This window comes from Alkalihalobacillus alcalophilus ATCC 27647 = CGMCC 1.3604, from assembly GCF_000292245.2.
Lineage (GTDB): Bacteria > Bacillota > Bacilli > Bacillales > Bacillaceae_D > Alkalihalobacillus > Alkalihalobacillus alcalophilus.
Window position 1 is genome coordinate 1 of the sequence record NZ_ALPT02000083.1, and the last position, 17,290, is coordinate 17,290.

Annotated in this window: 17 protein-coding genes and 1 pseudogene; 7 read left to right on the forward strand and 11 right to left on the reverse strand. The window is 34.9% G+C overall.

Annotation, left to right across the window (positions count from 1 at the left end):
• Positions 1-685 precede the first annotated feature (685 nt).
• The 4 genes from BALCAV_RS17255 to BALCAV_RS17270 all read right to left on the reverse strand — a co-directional run bounded on the left by BALCAV_RS17255 (position 686) and on the right by BALCAV_RS17270 (position 4,171).
• Entirely contained in the window at positions 686-2,149 is a 1,464-nt protein-coding gene (locus tag BALCAV_RS17255; RefSeq protein ID WP_003324234.1) for a polysaccharide deacetylase family protein, read from the reverse strand.
• 302 nt (positions 2,150-2,451) lie between these two features.
• Positions 2,452-2,829 (reverse strand): hypothetical protein, encoded by a 378-nt coding sequence (locus BALCAV_RS17260; RefSeq protein ID WP_003324233.1) that lies wholly within the window; start codon positions 2,827-2,829, stop codon positions 2,452-2,454.
• 277 nt (positions 2,830-3,106) lie between these two features.
• A complete protein-coding gene (locus BALCAV_RS17265) occupies positions 3,107-3,604 on the reverse strand; it encodes a L,D-transpeptidase family protein (protein ID WP_003324232.1) in 498 nt (165 codons plus the stop codon).
• A 69-nt stretch (positions 3,605-3,673) separates the two neighbouring features.
• On the reverse strand, positions 3,674-4,171 hold the full coding sequence (locus tag BALCAV_RS17270) for an NUDIX hydrolase (protein WP_003324230.1): 498 nt from the start codon (positions 4,169-4,171) through the stop codon (positions 3,674-3,676).
• A 169-nt stretch (positions 4,172-4,340) separates the two neighbouring features.
• Between BALCAV_RS17270 and BALCAV_RS17275 the strand changes: the two genes are divergently transcribed.
• The 4 genes from BALCAV_RS17275 (at position 4,341) to BALCAV_RS17290 (ending at position 6,872) form a co-directional block, all read left to right on the forward strand.
• The gene (locus tag BALCAV_RS17275; RefSeq protein ID WP_003324229.1) at positions 4,341-4,664 is read left to right on the forward strand and encodes a hypothetical protein; all 324 of its coding nucleotides are present in this window, start codon (positions 4,341-4,343) and stop codon (positions 4,662-4,664) included.
• A gap of 329 nt (positions 4,665-4,993) precedes the next feature.
• Positions 4,994-5,575: a hypothetical protein gene (locus BALCAV_RS17280; protein WP_003324228.1), complete on the forward strand. Its 582-nt coding sequence runs from the start codon at positions 4,994-4,996 to the stop codon at positions 5,573-5,575.
• A 178-nt stretch (positions 5,576-5,753) separates the two neighbouring features.
• Entirely contained in the window at positions 5,754-6,434 is a 681-nt protein-coding gene (locus tag BALCAV_RS17285; RefSeq protein WP_003324227.1) for a thioredoxin domain-containing protein, read from the forward strand.
• A complete protein-coding gene (locus tag BALCAV_RS17290; protein ID WP_003324226.1) occupies positions 6,435-6,872 on the forward strand; it encodes a disulfide oxidoreductase in 438 nt (145 codons plus the stop codon). It begins immediately after the preceding gene.
• A 77-nt stretch (positions 6,873-6,949) separates the two neighbouring features.
• On the opposite strand, the gene BALCAV_RS17295 is transcribed toward BALCAV_RS17290, so the two are convergent.
• A complete protein-coding gene (locus tag BALCAV_RS17295; protein ID WP_003324225.1) occupies positions 6,950-7,930 on the reverse strand; it encodes an MBL fold metallo-hydrolase in 981 nt (326 codons plus the stop codon).
• Positions 7,931-8,129: 199 nt separating this feature from the next.
• On the opposite strand from BALCAV_RS17295, the gene BALCAV_RS17300 reads away from it, so the two are divergent.
• Together BALCAV_RS17300 and BALCAV_RS17305 are read left to right on the forward strand one after the other, a co-directional pair.
• Positions 8,130-9,515 (forward strand): sensor histidine kinase, encoded by a 1,386-nt coding sequence (locus BALCAV_RS17300; protein WP_003324224.1) that lies wholly within the window; start codon positions 8,130-8,132, stop codon positions 9,513-9,515.
• A pseudogene (locus BALCAV_RS17305) lies at positions 9,512-10,185 on the forward strand (response regulator transcription factor). Before BALCAV_RS17300 ends, BALCAV_RS17305 begins: the two are co-directional and overlap by 4 nt.
• Before the next feature lie 106 nt (positions 10,186-10,291).
• Here the strand turns inward: BALCAV_RS17305 and BALCAV_RS17310 are convergent.
• Both BALCAV_RS17310 and BALCAV_RS17315 read right to left on the reverse strand, forming a co-directional pair.
• The gene (locus BALCAV_RS17310) at positions 10,292-10,876 is read right to left on the reverse strand and encodes a YdhK family protein (RefSeq protein ID WP_003324222.1); all 585 of its coding nucleotides are present in this window, start codon (positions 10,874-10,876) and stop codon (positions 10,292-10,294) included.
• A gap of 84 nt (positions 10,877-10,960) precedes the next feature.
• Complete coding sequence (locus tag BALCAV_RS17315) at positions 10,961-11,641, reverse strand: NAD(P)H-binding protein (RefSeq protein ID WP_003324221.1); 681 nt, start codon at positions 11,639-11,641, stop codon at positions 10,961-10,963.
• A gap of 164 nt (positions 11,642-11,805) precedes the next feature.
• Here BALCAV_RS17315 and BALCAV_RS17320 point away from each other — a divergent pair, with 164 nt between their 5' ends.
• Complete coding sequence (locus tag BALCAV_RS17320) at positions 11,806-12,630, forward strand: aldo/keto reductase (RefSeq protein ID WP_003324219.1); 825 nt, start codon at positions 11,806-11,808, stop codon at positions 12,628-12,630.
• Between the two features lie 408 nt (positions 12,631-13,038).
• Here BALCAV_RS17320 and BALCAV_RS17325 read toward each other — a convergent pair whose 3' ends face one another.
• From BALCAV_RS17325 to BALCAV_RS17340, 4 genes are all read right to left on the reverse strand, one after another.
• Entirely contained in the window at positions 13,039-14,352 is a 1,314-nt protein-coding gene (locus BALCAV_RS17325; RefSeq protein ID WP_040324168.1) for a YheC/YheD family endospore coat-associated protein, read from the reverse strand.
• A gap of 22 nt (positions 14,353-14,374) precedes the next feature.
• A complete protein-coding gene (locus tag BALCAV_RS17330; RefSeq protein WP_040324169.1) occupies positions 14,375-15,694 on the reverse strand; it encodes a YheC/YheD family endospore coat-associated protein in 1,320 nt (439 codons plus the stop codon).
• 100 nt (positions 15,695-15,794) lie between these two features.
• Complete coding sequence (gene cuyB, locus BALCAV_RS17335) at positions 15,795-16,433, reverse strand: cysteate racemase (RefSeq protein ID WP_235213136.1); 639 nt, start codon at positions 16,431-16,433, stop codon at positions 15,795-15,797.
• 1 nt (position 16,434) lies between these two features.
• Positions 16,435-17,290 (reverse strand): YheC/YheD family protein (locus tag BALCAV_RS17340; protein WP_040324170.1); only part of this gene is annotated, 856 nt, incomplete at its 5' end.

Here is a 17,290-nt window from a genome sequence, read left to right on the forward strand (position 1 = left end):
GGTGGCGAGGTTTGATGATATCGCCATTCTCAATTAGCTATTTCTAACGCAGAAGGACCTTCTTCTTCACTTTGTTAGTTATGAAAAGACAGAATTCCAATCGAAATAAGCTCGCTAGTCTAGCTAACAGAGCATCAACACGGATTTATTTACAACTGTAACGGAATGAGTCATGGAAGGAGAAAAATCATTCTCAAGCTACTGTATTTTGAAGTATTGTCTGTTTTTTTATTCCATGAGAAAACGAACCTAGATTCGATTCTATTATCAAGCTCCCAAACAGACGCGGAGTGTCTGTTTGGGAGCGACAGCCGGAGGGCCTATTATTTATTTCTTGATGCACAGATAACGTGAGATTGGTTTGTTCGTTTATGAACATGACGTATTAAAGCAAAGGGTTGACTGTTTACATTTTTTTCAATAGGAAGGAAGAGTTAATCACATTGTTCGCGACAGCCGAAGCTCTTCATTATTAGTGAACAGTTTCCTTCCACAGCCTACGAAGAGATGTGTTCAGACTGTCAACGATTGAGTCGTTCATGTAAAGTCAATTTCTATCAACGGTTAAGGGGCAATTATACTCTGCGAAAGTTGAGAACTTAACTATTAAAAAAGTTAGATGACCGTCATTTTAGTCATCTAACTCTTCTTTAGGTGGTTTTGTCGCTACCCCCTATTAAATACATTATCTTTTAGTATGTGGACCAATTTCACCATGGTTTTGATATAATAGCTCCGAAACGGTCACAAACTCATATCCTTGCTCTTCAAGTTCTTTCATCAGTTGAGGAAGAGCGTCCGCAGTCGCCTGGTGGATGTCATGCATCAGAATAATAGCTCCGTCATGGACATTGTTAAGGATAACTTTGTTTATTTCATCCTTGTCTCTGCTTTTCCAATCAAGGGAATCAACAGACCAGAGAACCATCGGTATTCCAATGTCTGAAATAAGAGAGATTACCCCATCATTATATGAACCATATGGAGGCCTCATAGTCGAAGGTCGAAAGCCAACTGCTTCTTCGATTTGTAAACTCGTTTCCTCCAACTCGTGCTTTATTCTTTCTGAGTCAAGAGTGACCATATCAGGATGGCTCATTGAGTGATTTCCAATTTCATGTCCTAAACGTGCTACCTCTTGAGCTAAGCCAGGGTAATATTCAACTTGTGTACCTAGCATATAAAATGTAGCTTTAGCATCAAATTGACTTAATGTCTCAAGAACTTGAGGTGTTACATTAGGATGGGGGCCATCATCAAATGTAAGGGCTACATATTTCCCGTCCGGCTCTAATTCCTTCCATTCTGACTCTATATCTATAATATCTTTTTCTATATCTTCTATCTCTATTTTCTCAGAACCCATGAGGATATCTTCATGAATGTATCCTAGAATTTCATCCAGAGGGATATCAACCTGCATGAGACCCGCAGCTCCTGCAGCAACTTCGTATTTATCAAAATAAAGCGAGAAAACGTCACTACTTAAAGACCACTTCCACTTTGTAGGTGTCTTTAATACATCTTCTAAATAGTCTTCAAATATAAAACTAAACCGCTCCTCATCTTCTTGTAATAGATTAAAAGCCAGTTGATAAATTGTATCAACTAAATCTTTATTGACTGCCAGAACTTCTTCTAATTCTAAAATCTTTCCCTTTTCAAGGTCAATTGTAAACGTAGTAACCTCTTGATTTCCGTTGGCTCCCCCATAATATTGATAGTTACTAAATATAAAACTATAGATATGACTCGTAATTTGCTGCGTGGTCATTTGAATATTTAAATGTGCGAGATGATCCTCGTTTAAAAAATCCTTATTTAGGTCCACTTGCTCTAAAAATTCTTTCTCTTTATTGTTAAGCCAACCATGGACATTCTCGTCAATAGCTTCAATCCCCGTTTCCGGTACTATAATAGAAGATGTATAAATTCCAGTTTGTTTTGTTTTACTAATCACATCAATCCCTGAATATTTTGTTTCAAAACTTGGATCATTCTCATCTATAATTTGACCTTGAGAGACTACCACCTCTTGGGCCTGTATAGTTGCAGTGTTTTTCTTTAACAGACTAAAAAAGAAACTACTTACAACAACAACCAAGATAAGAAGCACCAGCCAACCAGGCCACTTAATTCGTCTTATCATTTGCTACAAATCCTCTCTCCACTTATCTCACATACAAATTAATATACTACCAAATTAATTCCAGTAAAACAACAGAATTTTTGTGTGAAATATAAGGATCAAAACCTGGTTATATATATTTATATTGCAAGCTACCGGATAATAACTCCATACTATATGAATTTTTTATCTAGCAAGGAAAGAAGACCTTAACAAAATACAATCTGAGTCGTCAACCATCACTGAACCAGAGACAAGCCAATCAACTAAAGAGGACTCATCCCTGAAGCAAACGTTTAATTTAATTATGTTAGGTGTTATAGTTATGGCTCTTCAAACTCTACCTTAACAATGTCTGGTTCACTCCCTCTTCTAGTAAGAATGACCTCTGCTTCATAATCATTTTTCCACTCTATTGATATATTTTGAGGAAGTTTCGTTTTCATGATGGACTTGTCATCATATTTAATTCTAAGGATAGGATCTGGAAATTCGTCTACCTTAACCACTTCAATTTTGTTTATATCATTTGGAGAAAAGCTCACTTCCAATTGAGTCTCTTCAAATGATTTTGTAAAGAACAACCAACCGACTGCAAAAATAACTAAAAGCATTAAAAAAACTAGCCCCAAAAAACAGCCGATTCCTGTTAAGAGTTTAGTCTTTTGCTGCTCAATGCCGTCACCTTCATCCCGATCCATTTTTATTCTCTTTCCTTTCTTTACAGATAGAAGTTATGAATTCTATTTAATACATTCTGTATTTTCCTGCTATAACTATCAAGTTTTTTAGTACTTTTTAGCCCGTACAATCAAATAACAAAATAAATACGTAGACTCCCACAAATTTCTGCTTAGTTTAATACATACAAATTATAACATTCTATTTGTACGGATTTTAAGACCGAATGATATCTATCTTTTTAAATTAGAAAAAACTATTCCACTAATAACTCAAGGAATAGTTTTATAATCTTCCCTATGGTTGAATCCTTACTCTTGTTCCAATCGGAATCGTTGCGGCTAGCTCTTCCACATCGGCATTAAACATCCGAATGCATCCAAGTGAGACCGATTTTCCAATGGAAGACGGATCATTAGTACCGTGAATACCATAATGCTGTTTTGAAAGGGACATCCACATCGTTCCATATGGCCCTCCAGGATTTGGGGCCTTATTAATGATCACAAAATCACCCACTGGTGTTTCCGTTAACATCTTTCCCACTGCAATCGGATAAGTTTTTACTATCATTCCATTTTGTAATAAAGTCAAAGTATGATTAGAAAGAGAAACATGTATTTCATACGGTAATGTATTTGGATCTGGCAAGCCAGGGATGATAATGGGCTGACCGATGTACAATACATTTGGGTTAATCATTGGATTCGCTTGGATTATTTCTGCAAGTGGAGTCCGATAATCCACTGAAATTTGCCATAAGTTTTCTCCAGGCTTGACAATATGATGATACATAATATCCTCCCACATAGATAATTTTTGCTATTATATGTGAGCTCCACCTTATCTGTTCAGGGTTATCACTTATACACTTTCCAACGACTGATTTAATAATTTCTTTTTAAACTGAACAACTTGATCTTCCTCATAAATAAAAGCATGCTCGTAAATCTCCTGATCTGATAAAATCGTTTCTAAGAAATAGGACAGATTTGCGACACCGACGTTTTCATGATGCAGAATCCATTCAATTTTTTTCCAATCTAAAATTCCTTCCGCTGTCTTGATAGGAGTTACATAGGGGATTTGTTCCGGAAGCTCAGCCACAAAAAGATAAAGACCGTCATAATATGTATTCCCGACATCACTCCACGATAGCGTTCCTTTATAATGAACATCCTCTTTTTTAAACAAAAGACCCGTTTCTTCTTTCATTTCGCGAATAATGTTTTTAAGCGGCTCTTCTTCCCTTTCTATTTTACCACCAACCCCATTCCAAGCTCCCATCCATTGCGGCTTTTCACGATTTAATAACAAGATCTCATCTTTTCGCTTAATAAAACAGAGCGTATACGTAAACATTCTTTCCACCCACCTCAAATTCAATGACTTTTATCGGTCCATTTATGACATAATAACAACAATATTTGGTTAATGCCCAAAATGAATAATAGTTACTATATAATCATATCAAAGACTTGATTTTTCTGTTACGATTAATTGACATTAATTTCTTATCGGAGGTTTTTTTGTGAACAGTTTATTTATTACGATTATCCTTGTTTCCTTCGTTGTATCTATTATAGCTAGCGTCGTCATTATGAAAAAGAAACAACATAAATACATAGCACTTGCCTTTGCCTTTGGAATTTCTGCTTTTATTTTAGTGGCCGCTACACCAGTTGTTTATAGCATGGATAATCAAATTTTTGAAAATCAAACAAATCGTTTTTTTGAAAGCTTAGGGATTTACACACTCATTTATTTTATTCCATTAGTTACTCTCATAAACTTTTGCCTCATTCATCTCCTTGATAAAAAAGAAGAGAAAGAGGAAGAAGAAGAAGTCAATTAATCAAACACATGCCACTACTCGAACTGTATGAGAAAATGAATCACAATAAGAAAGTAGATGAGAAAATGAGGCTCATCTACTTTTTTTAAGCCATTTCTACAAAACTTAAGTTAAAAACAGAAAATCATTTACAAAACTCTGAGAGAAAAAAGGAATATGAGGAATAATAGCGAATATCTTACATGTTAATCTGAATAACTCACTTCGTTTCTCAGAACGAGTTTTCGATAACTCGTTATTTTTTTGCTGTCTTTTGTCCAAAATAATTAAAAAAGATACAAATTTTCTCCATTTCTATGGTAAACTCTTAATGTTAAGGGGAGGTCAAGATGAAAAAATTACCGTTCTTATGTTTGTTGGCATTCGTATTAGTCGGATGTGTCGACACAACTCAAACAAATAATGGCAGCATAGATATTCAACAACAATTAAGTGACCTTAAAGAAGAAAACAATGAATTACGAGCTGAAAATAGAGAGTTAGAAGAACAATTAAACGCGAAAGAAATTGAATATCAAATTGCAACGGATGCTCTTCACCAACAAGTTAATAACCGAGAAGAGCAAATAGATGAGTTGCAAGAACAACTTAGTTTGTTAGATCCGACTGTTCCACATTCAGAGATTCTAGAGACGCTTTTGAATTTATCATTGGATGTATTTACTGCATATAATAATCAAAATGAAAGCTTTATTGAAATGATTGCTTCAGAAGAGGCGAACTATTTACCAATATCCTCATTTTATCATTTCACTTTGGAGACTTTAGAATTCCGAACGATTAACTTGATTTTCGAAGACGAAATTGACGTTATCTTTGCTGAAGTAGATGACAAATCAAACATCGAATATTTATTAACTTTTAAGCTAATAGAAGATGAATGGAAATTAGCTAATTTTGATATTAATTAACACCGACTAACATCTCACCCCTAGAATGGTGGGATGTTTTGTTTGTCAGGGACTATCTTATCTACTAAAATAAAAGAGATTTAGCGAAACTATCAATAACTGCATACTTTTTGCACAATTTGGCTTTATTATACTTAATGGGTTAAACAAAGAATCCATACTAAATAAGGAGTTTTTTATGTCTACTAGTTCAACGCACACTTCAAAATTTATTGTTATTTTTACACTTGCGTTAGTCGTTACAGCTGTTCTTTTTTTCTTCTTCACTCAAAAAGATGAACCAAATCAAGATATTATTCTTTCTGAGCATCCAGATATTAGCGGACAGCCCATTCTGGGTAATAAAGATGCTCCCGTCTCAGTTGTTGAGTTTGGTGATTATAAATGCCCCGCTTGTAAAAGATGGGACGAAACCATTTTACCTCAGTTACAAGAAGATTTTATTAATGATGGACTCGTTCAGTACTCATATATCAATACGTTATTTCACGGAGAAGAATCTGGGTTAGCTGCCCTTGCTAGTGAATCTGTTTGGCATCACCACCCAGAAGCCTTCTGGGATTACCATCAAGAAATTTTTCATCAACAACCGGCTGCCCAAAATCATGATGAAGCATGGATCACTCCATTAAAGCTTGTTGAAATCGCGGCTGAAATCGAAGCAGAAATTGATCTAGAACAACTGGCAGCAGATATTATCGAACAAACTTTTATCGACGAGTTAACAGCTGATACAGAACAAGTCATCGAATATGACATCCAATTAACACCAAGTATCGTTATTAATGGAACATTAGTGGAAAATCCTTTTGATTACGAACATATCAAATCATTAATTGAAAAAGAATTGGTGGACTAAATGATGGCCAAGCTAATGTCTGCCAAATCCTTTCTTTATTTTGCTTGGCTCGTCTCCATTATTGCTACACTTGGAAGCTTATATTTTAGTGAAGTTAAAGAGTTTATTCCGTGCGAACTCTGTTGGTACCAACGAATCTTTATGTACCCATTAACTTTTATTCTTGGGATCGCGGTCTATTTTAATGACTTTAAAGTCGTACGATACGTTCTTCCGTTATCAATAATAGGCGGTTGTATATCCATTTATCATTATCTCATTCAAAAAATCCCTTCCTTTGGAGCAATAACCCCTTGTAAAGATGGGATCCCTTGTAACATGCAATATATCAATTGGTTTGGTTTTATAACCATCCCATTCTTAGCCCTAACTGCCTTTACATTAATTACTATCTTTTTATTTATCGTACTAAGAAAAGAAGCTAAAAAGCCTGATTGAGAATAGTTCAATCAAGCTTTTTTTAGCTCCTTTTATCACAAATAATTCCAACTGTCATTTGAAGATATGAATTTAAATCAATCAGTTGTTGAAACTTCTACTTTTTTTATATTGCATTCACTTTTAGCTCGATAATATCGAATGCCGTTTTCTGTGGAATAATCAACCATTCCTTCTGAGACCAGATATTTAAAACGGGCAATTGTAGAAATAAATGGACTAAAAAAATGAGCCTTCTTTTTAGGTTGATATATTTCAGCACAAACTTCTGCGGCCGTTTTCCAATCCGATTTCAAACAATTAAGCATTTGTTCAAGTCTATGTTCATGACCCTTTTTCAATTCATCTACTCTTTCAGTCAAATTGCTAAATACTTCTCCATGCCCAGGTAAACACAGTTTCGTTGGATAATTTCGAATTAAGTCAAGCGATTCAAAATAATGTTTCATTGAGTCGACTTCTTTATTGCTCAATGAAAAATAAATAATCGGTGAAATATCCTTTAACACATGATCACCTACGACAAGAATTTGTTTCTCTCTTTGGTAAAAACACATGTGATCAGTAGAGTGACCAGGAGTCCATATCACTTCATACTCATCATCCCCTAATTGAATAAATTCTCCTATTTCAAACAGAACATCTGGTGTGAAATAATAAGGGGTAGGATCTAATGACAACATCTCAGTTGGAATACTCGGGGCCCCATTTTCAAAAACAATATTTTCTAGATCTTCTTCTTTAATATGATCATTTTGAATCATTTTTAGCTCTTCATTTCCAATTGTTGATAAATGAACTGGTAATTGATGATTTTCTTGGAACCAGCGGGCTAATCCAACATGGTCGGGATGGACATGTGTTAAAACGATCTTTTCAATCACGATTCCTGAAGAAAGAATATCTGTCCATAATTGAATAGACTCTTCTGCCTCACTTCCTGTATCAACTAATGTATACCCACGTTCTCCCTTAAATAAATAACAATTGACTTCACGAATTCCAAATGGAAATCTGACCTTCACTAAATAGATGTCGTCTACCACTTTTGTAAGCATAAGTCCTCCATATCAGTTTTTTTATATCATTATTTATATATGATATTTTTTATTTCGATAAAGCTCTCGATAAATCCTTTTAAAAATCCTGAAAATTACTACATTATTTGTTGAAAATGAAAAACTGCACCATTTCTCGACATTTTTTTGATTATAATAAAAACGAATGAGTAAATTTAAAATGAGTGAGGCCCTGTGCATGAAATTTAGACTATCATTAAAAATAGGACTTATGTTTTTTGTCATCATCCTAGGGCTAGAATTGACTATGGTCTTTTTTTTGCATAATGTTTTAGTTGACTCCCGAATTGAGGATGAAGTTAGTTCCCTTTTAGCCAGAGGACACTCACACCAGCTAACACTGGAGCATTCATTTGATGAGGAGACTATTTACCATGTGACCTTAATGGAAGTCGCAGCAAATACAGATGTCATGGTGACAGATGCAGATCAGCAAGTCTTAAGTTCCTCTTTTCAAAACCAACGGGTTGAGGAAGCCTTTTTACAAAACTTTACTTTTGACAGTGTTCCGAGAAAAGGCTTGATTTTAAATGATGATATTGATTCTTTTTCTTACATCAATACGGTACATGAAATTATAAATGGAAATGGCGAAACGATTGGTTATGTCTATATGTTTTTGTCAACCGATTCCTTGCATGCCGTCATTCATCAATTAAATGAACACTTTTGGTTAACTGCTTTTATTGTCATTTCCTTAACAACGATCATTATTTTTATTTTATCGGTTAACATTGTCAAACCCTTACTTAAAATGAAAGAAGCAACAGGCAAAATGAGCAAGGGTGATTTTTCAGTTTCCCTTCCTAATACGCGCAAAGATGAGCTTGGCGATCTCGCCCGGTCCATTCAAACCCTTGCTCATGATTTAGATTATCTAAAAAAAGAGCGAAATGAATTTTTGGCTACAATTGCTCATGAATTACGAACACCATTAACGTATATTAAAGGCTATGCAGATGTTGTCCAAAAGAGAAAACTTTCAGCAAAAGATGAGGATAAATATTTGAAAATTATTCAAGAAGAATCCGAAAAGTTAACCGAATTAATCGATGATTTATTAGATTTAGCGAAATTGGATCAGAACCAATTTGAAATTAAAAAGGAAATGATTCATTTAGCGAACTTTCTAGAACAAGTTCAGCTTAAAATGGAACCTGCTTTTTACGAAAAAAAGATGTCATTGTCCGTTCAATGCCCAAATCAATTATCCCTCTGTGCTGATCCAAGACGGTTTGAACAAATCATTGTCAATTTATTAGATAATTCCATTCATTATTCTAATAGCGGCTCCGAAGTGATCGTAGCTGTCTCAGCGGTACATAGCGGTCTATTAATCGAAATTATTGATAATGGACAAGGCATTCCAGCAAGCGATATTCCCCATATTATGGACAAGTTTTATCGGGTTGAAAAAGCAAGAACACGTAAATATGGTGGTTCAGGTCTTGGCTTAGCTATTGTCAAAGAACTAATGAATGCCCACGGTGGCGATATTTCCATTCAAAGCAAAGAAAACAAAGGAACAACGATTCAATTACTTTTTAAGGATGAAAAAAAATGAACCAAACTTTATTACTAATTGATGATGAAGAAAGAATGCTTGATTTATTATCTTTGTATTTAAGCCCTTTAGGTTATACTTGTGTGAAAAAAAGCTCTGCCCGTACAGGAATCGAATATGCAATACATCAGAACATTGATTTAATTTTACTAGATGTCATGATGCCAGAAATGAGCGGCTGGGATGTTTGTACCGAGATAAAAAAGAAAAAGATATTCCAATCATCATGCTAACTGCCAGAACGGATAAACAGGATATATTAACAGGTTTAACAATGGGGGCTGATGACTATATTACCAAGCCCTTTGACGAAGAAATATTAGTGGCTCGAATCGAAGCTGTTCTTAGAAGAAGTGGACGAAAGAAACAGCTTCAATTCAAAGGCTTAATGCTTAACAATGATTCATTTGAAGTTCACTATCAAGATAAAGAACTGCTATTAACTAAAAAAGAATTTGCTTTATTACAGCTTTTCCTCTCTCACCCAAATAAAGTGTATACACGTGAAAATTTAATTAGTTCCGTTTGGAATAATGAATTAAATATCGAAGACCGTACCGTTGATTCGCATGTCCGTAATTTAAGAGACAAATTAAGGCAAGCTAACGTTCCTGTCGAAAAATACCTCAAAACCGTTTGGGGTATAGGATATAAATGGCTTGATGTTTGAGACTATGTATTCGTGTTAGAGTCCGGCTTGAGCTCTACAAGTCCGACTCTAACAAAAAAACCGAATCCAAAAAAGATTCGGCTATTAGCATATCCATTCCGTTCGCTTATTCCTCTATAGCTCCTAATTCACTTTCCGTCACCCATTTATGATTTTTCTCTTCAACTCCTGTTGTGGTTAACGTAAAATCAACCATGTAAACGGTTGTTCGTTCGACAGAGTCAATTTCAACAAGAGCTCCTTCCATACCAGACATATGTTCAGCTGTCGTTTGTACTTCTTCTCCGACAGCAAATGGCTCGTCCCCTGCATCAACAATTTCTTCATGGATAATCCATTTATGATTTTCGACACGTTCACCGCCATTTTCAGGTGTATAAGAGATAGCATACGCGTACGTATCATATGCTCCGACAATCTGTGCTACTGCTCCTTCCATTCCTTCCATATGTCCATCAACAATTAAAGCCTCACTCCCTACTTCATAAGTAGGCTCGTCCATTTCATTTAACCCTTCTGGCACTTCTCCAGAACTTGAGTGATTCATACCTGCATGTGAGTCATGTCCTTCATGATTTTGACCATTGTGATTTACCCCATCATTGGAATCAACTTCATCAGTTGTGCTTCCACATCCAGTTAAAACGATTACCAATACAAAAGCACTCATTAGCTTTTTCATATGTTTCATCTTCTACCACTCCTTTAATTGACTATCACTAGCTTAGAAAAAAAGTGTGCAGAAAAAATGAAGTTTTTCACAAAATTGAATGAGTTAAATCGACACTTGTACTTTTTTAGCAATAGATGCCATATCCTGTGCTGAATAAACATTTGTGCCTTGAGCCTTTAATTGAGCAATACCGTACATAGCGGAGGCTACCGTTTTTGCCTCAATTCCCCATTTCGCTTTAGTTGAATCTTTTAACATCCATGCAAGGCTTTTAAACGCCCAATCAGCTACTTTCTCACCAAAACGAAATTCTTCTCGCTCTCCTAGAAGTAATGATGGTTGAACGATAGACAAAGCCGGCAACGATAAAGCTTTTAAATGTTCTTCCAACTCTCCTTTTATTCGAGTATAGAAGAATTTTGATTTAGAATTTGCCTTCATCGCACTGACTAAGATAAAATGCTCCATTCCTTTCTCCTTCGCCAGTTTTGCCAATGTAAGTGGATATTGGACATCAATTTTAAACATATTTTCTTGTGATTGCGCTTTCTTGATCGTCGTACCAAGGCAGCAATACACATCTTGTACGTCCATTTCATTTTGATAATCTACTAACTTGTCAAAATCAACCGTCACTTCCTTTAACTTATGATGTGTAATCGATAATGGGCTTCGTACGAAAGCAACAACTTCTGAATAACGGTCCCCTTCTAGTAGAATTTGCAAAAGTTCTGAGCCAACTAGCCCACTCGCTCCAACAATTAAAGCCTTTTTTGTGTCCAACGTCATCCACTCCTTTCTTTTATTCTATTATTTTTCATCAAACTTTGAAACTTTTAAGGAGTAGAAACTAAAGCATAAGAGCAGATTGTTTTTATCTTGAAAAAGAATATGGGATAATGAGCATGATCAACCTAAATTTTGAAAAATGAGAGGATGAATCGTACATGAACATCGTGACATTAAACAATGGAGTCCAAATGCCACAGCTCGGCTTCGGGGTTTTTAAAGTAGAAAATGAGCAAGCTGAATTAGCGGTAAAAGAAGCAATAAATGTTGGCTATCGTTCTATTGATACAGCAACCATTTATCAAAATGAAGAAGGTGTCGGCAAAGCGATAAAAGAATGCGGTGTTCCTCGTGATCAGTTATTTATTACAACAAAGGTGTGGAATGGTGACCAAGGTTATGAAAACACGTTACGAGCGTTTGATTTGAGTTTACAGAAACTCGGTTTAGATTATGTTGATCTCTATTTAATTCATTGGCCTACTCCTCAATATGATCAGTATGTAGAGACGTATAAAGCATTAGAAAAACTTTATAAAGATGGCCGAGTTCGAGCCATTGGAGTTAGTAATTTTGCCATTGAACATTTACAGCGCATTTTAGATGAATGTGAGGTAATACCTGTTTTAAATCAGGTAGAATGTCATCCATTATTAACGCAAAAAGAGCTAAAAGCTTTTTGTGAAGAAAACGATATTTATATAGAATCATGGAGTCCCCTACAAAGAGGCGGAGAAGTATTACAATTAGAAGAAATCACAAAGATTGCTAACACCCATCAAAAATCACCCGCACAAGTGATTTTACGCTGGCATCTTCAACATAACTTCATTGTCATCCCTAAATCCGTTACCCCTTCAAGAATCAAAGAGAATTTTGAAGTATTCGATTTTGAATTAACAAATGAAGAGATGAAGCAAATTGACCAATTAAATAAAAATGAGCGTTGTGGTTCCGATCCAAAAACAAACAACAAAAGATAAAATGATCAAGCAGCCAAAAGTTAATCGAAACTTTTGGCTGCTCTTTTTTATGTGGGTGCCTATCATAATGTCGTTTTTTGTACCTTAATTCCCTGCATTTCATTTTTTCATTACCAATTAATTCTTATTCGCACTCTAAATTTCCGCATCTCGTATTTTCATTACTAATTAACCTTTATTTGCACTCTAATTCATCGCATTCCATTTTTTCATTACTAATTAACCTTTATTTGCACTCTAATTCATCACATTGCATTTTTCCATTACCAATTAACCTTTTTTCGCACTCTAATTCTCCGCACCTCGCATTTTCATTACTAATTACTCTTTTTTTCGCACCCTAATCCTCCGCACCTCTACTTTTCATTACCAATTACTCTTTACCCACCTCCTCAGCAATGCACGGTTCTAAAACCCGGCTAAGGTTTTAGCGTACTCAAATGGGGTTGGCATAATTTTTTTATATAACTCATCATTCTCTAATTGCTCTAAACTTTTATATTTGTAAATTTTATTGATTTCTAAAAACCATAATCGATGTTCATGGTCGACAATAAAGTCCACTGCTAAATCACCATAATTGCCCACCTCTCGATCTAATAACTGACATAATTTAATACAAAGCGATTCCATGTTTTCGTATAGCAGTTGATTTTTTTCTTCGTTGACTTGATAAATATCATTCAAGGCCTCTTTAGCTTCCACAATCTTTTTCGTATATTGAAGATTAGTCGTTACGCTACCTTTTTCAGCCATTCTGGCAATGATTCCTTGAACATTCCATTTCCTGTTTCTATCCTTTTGCAAATACGCTCTAAAGTCTAAATGATGTTCATCAAAATCGGTTGAAACACTTTGTTGAATCACATAGTCTTTTTGTAACAATGGTTGCATCTCTTTTTTGACATCTTCCCAATGAACAAAAGCATTCGATTCGTTATCAACATTAGTCATTTGATATTGCTCTTGTTGTTGTTGAACCATCATAATCCCTCGTCCTCTTGAGCTATTAGAAGGCTTTAAATAAACCGTACCGTATTTTTCTATCTGCATTTTGACTTGCTCACATTCCGTTAACTTTTCAGTATAAGGAAAATAATCCTTTAATTCATTGTCTGTACTACCCCATTCATATAAATCCCATTTCGTAAAATGATAGGAGTTAAAGATTCGATCGCCAATTGTTTTAATAAGCTCATCATAAGTTTCTTCTTTAAGTTTTCTCCATTTATAAACAGAATCCGGGTATGGGAAAGTCGCTTTCACCCAACGGTTCTGGCGATTTTCACCATTTGGATTATAATAATAACCTTCTATCGTTTTTGTTGTAAAATCGATATCAGTTGGAGCACATAGGAAAATGACGCCCTTTATTTGATCATAATTGGTAAATCTTTTTTTAAAATAATTTAATCGTTTTGCTGTTACTTTTTTTTCACTTTTAAGTGCAATATAAGCAATGACAGGCCCAATTCGTAAGTGCCGTCCTTCATAAAGGAGTTCATATGGTAATTCTTGTGGAATAGTCACTTCATTGATCAAATCTTCTGAAAACCCGATTGTTTCATCAGGCAATTCATCATTCATCATTACGACCATTTCTTTTATCCAATTTCCAAATTGAACTAAAATTCGTTGCGAATGAATCTGATATCTTTCTTTAATCTGCTCCGTTATATATACTATTCCGCTTTTTTTACTCGGAATATAATTTATATACATGTTTTCATCTCCCTTCATTTGATTAAAAACCAGCAATTGATTTAGCATAAAGAAAAGGAGTCGTCATTACCTTCTCGTATATTTCTTCAAAACCTTCTTGTTGTAAGAGAACATAACCGTAACTCTTATTTAATTCTAAAATCCAAATATTTAACTTTTGATCGATAATAAAATCTAGAGCAAGATCGCCATAATGACCACTTTGGCAACGGTCAAGTTGTTCGCAAATAAACGAACACACTTCTTCTACTTTTTCGACAAGTTGCTCTGTTTCCTTTTCTCCTAAATGAAATAACAAAGCCATCGCTTCATTACCTAACATTCGTTTATCACTTTGCTGAATGTTTGTAACTATCTGTTCTTTTTTTGAAAATTTAGCAATAATCCCAGAGCAAGACCATCGTTTGTGCTCATCTTTTTGCATATAAGCTCTGAAATCTACCTTTCTTTCTTCATAGATGAGCGGAACTCCTTGTTGAATGATAAACTTTTGATTGTTAAACTTCCGTAAATACCTTTTTAACTCGGCTTCATTTTCTATTTGAGTCATCGTTTTTTTAGCGTTAATAAATTGGAAGCATCCCATATGCATTTTCACCATTTCAATTTTCTTCCCTAGTGAACCTTGAATTGGCTTGATGTAGACAGAATCATACTCTGTTAACATTCTTTTCACTTGAGTTAGCGGATCGGTTAAACGTTCTGTATAAGGTAAGTATTGTTTTATTTGTTCATTGACCGTTAACCAACTCCAAAATTCCCATTTATTAAAATGATACGTGTTAAAGATAGTGTCACCAACATATGTGTGCAAATGATCATAAAGTTGCTCGGAAAGCTTCTTCCTCCTAAAAATAGCTGCTGGATAAGGAAATATTCCCAACTTCCATTGCTCGTTCTCTTCTATTGCCTCTGAATCATAATAATAACCCTTTACTGTTTGAGTGATTGGCTCAAAAGAATCTAGAGCACAAATATAAAACAATCCATTAGCTAGCTTCTCATGATTAAATCTTTTCTTATACTGGGTCAACTTTGATTTCTTAATAGATTCAAATGACTTAAAGGCGATAAAAGCGACAACAGGACCAATATAAAGATTCTTTTTTTCTACTTTTACTTCAAAAGGAAGTTTGGTAAGACTCTCTAAATGAGCACTGTTCTGCATAGATAGCTCTATCGTATTTTCTTCTAATGCCTCTTCTTTTTTTATGTTTAATTCTTTAGTCCATGCCCCGAAATGAACGAAGATCCTTTTTTCACGAATTTCGTATTTTTGACAAAATGCGGTTGAAAGATAGATTGCTTCTTCTTTAGGTACTGTTCTCCATTTAATATTCAAGATCATCCCTCCCTTTTTAAAGTTTTATCAATTCGTTTATTATTTTGCATCGCTTTTTTTACTGCCATTTTGGCTAGCATTAATGTCGGATCATATTTTGTTATTTTTTATTTTGAATATAGGGGAAAAGTAACGGTATTTCTGTACATCCGCCGATTATGGCTGAAATTCCCTTTTGCTCATATTTTTGAATGATTTTATTTAACTCGTTTAAATACTGGTTGTTAGCAATATAGCCAGCTTTTACTTCATCAATCGCACTAGCCACGATTTTTTGTTCTTTTTTAGTCGGAATGGCAAGTTGAACATCTTCTGATTGAAAGGCCTTTTGATATAGTTGAGCCTTTACGGTACCTGAAGTCGCTAATAATAATATTTGCTTCTCTCCATTTATTGAGTTCTTCACAAAATGAACTGTATTCTCAATCATATTTAGAATCGGAGTATGAATGTGTTTTTGAATATCTTCCAACCAATAATGAGCTGTGTGACATGGCATCACGATAAAATCGACCCCGGCTTTTTCTAACACTTTGGCGGTTTTAATTAATTCAACTACCGGACTTTCTTGTTGGTCCATAATGGCGTTTACCCTTGATGGAATCCTCGTGTTATTGTAAATAAGAAGCGGAATATGGTCTTGATCACGACTTACCTTTGTCAATAAGATGATTTTCTCCGCTAAATCAACAGTTGCAAGTGGCCCCATTCCTCCTAAAATACCTATCGTTTGATTCATACTAAAACCCTGCTAGTCTCTTGCAGTAAAGCATATTTAATAAACGAGTTTCATAAAAAAGGGCTTCCTCTCCTGCATAAAAGGCTGTATAATCGTTAGGTGATTTATGGTTAATTTCTATCAGCCATAGCTTTAATTGGTCGTCAAGGGCTACATCAATTCCTAATCTCCCAAAATGGACTCCACTTTTATCCAAAGCCTCTCCTATCTTGAATGCAAGTTCAGAAAACTGTTGACGAATGCTCGTTACTTCTAAGTGTGATAATCGATAAACTTCTGATAAAGTTTTCTCTCCACGCTCAACTTGACCTCCACCTGAACGGTTACTCGTAATTTTTCCAGCTATACCTCTTCTACCAATCAAACCAACATCTTTCCATTTTCCTTGGTAGTCTTTCATAAGGATCAACCGAAAATCAACGATGCTTTCCTCAAAGAGTTTTAACTTTAAACCTTGCTGCAAAAGAAATTGCTCCGGCTCTAATTGCTTAAGTTCATCGGCTAGACTGTTAATAGGAATCTTCTTTTCATGAAACCCATCATTGAACAAAACTTCTTCTCCCACTTTTTTAATCCTCTGAATCCCTACTCCTTTTTTCCCTGATAAAGGTTTTATATATATTTGTTCATGCTCATTTAAAAAGGAGAACACATCCTTGTTACTTTTATAAAGAGTGGTTTCAGGTAAATATTGTTTAATATCATAGTGATTGAAAAGACACTCGTGCATCTCCCATTTATTAAATGTATTTGAATTGAAAACCCGAAAACCTAATACAGTTTGAAAATGTTCTCTCATTTTTCGAGGTAATGTTGTTTTTTTTAGAATCGAGCGCGGATAAGGAAAAGTCCCCTGC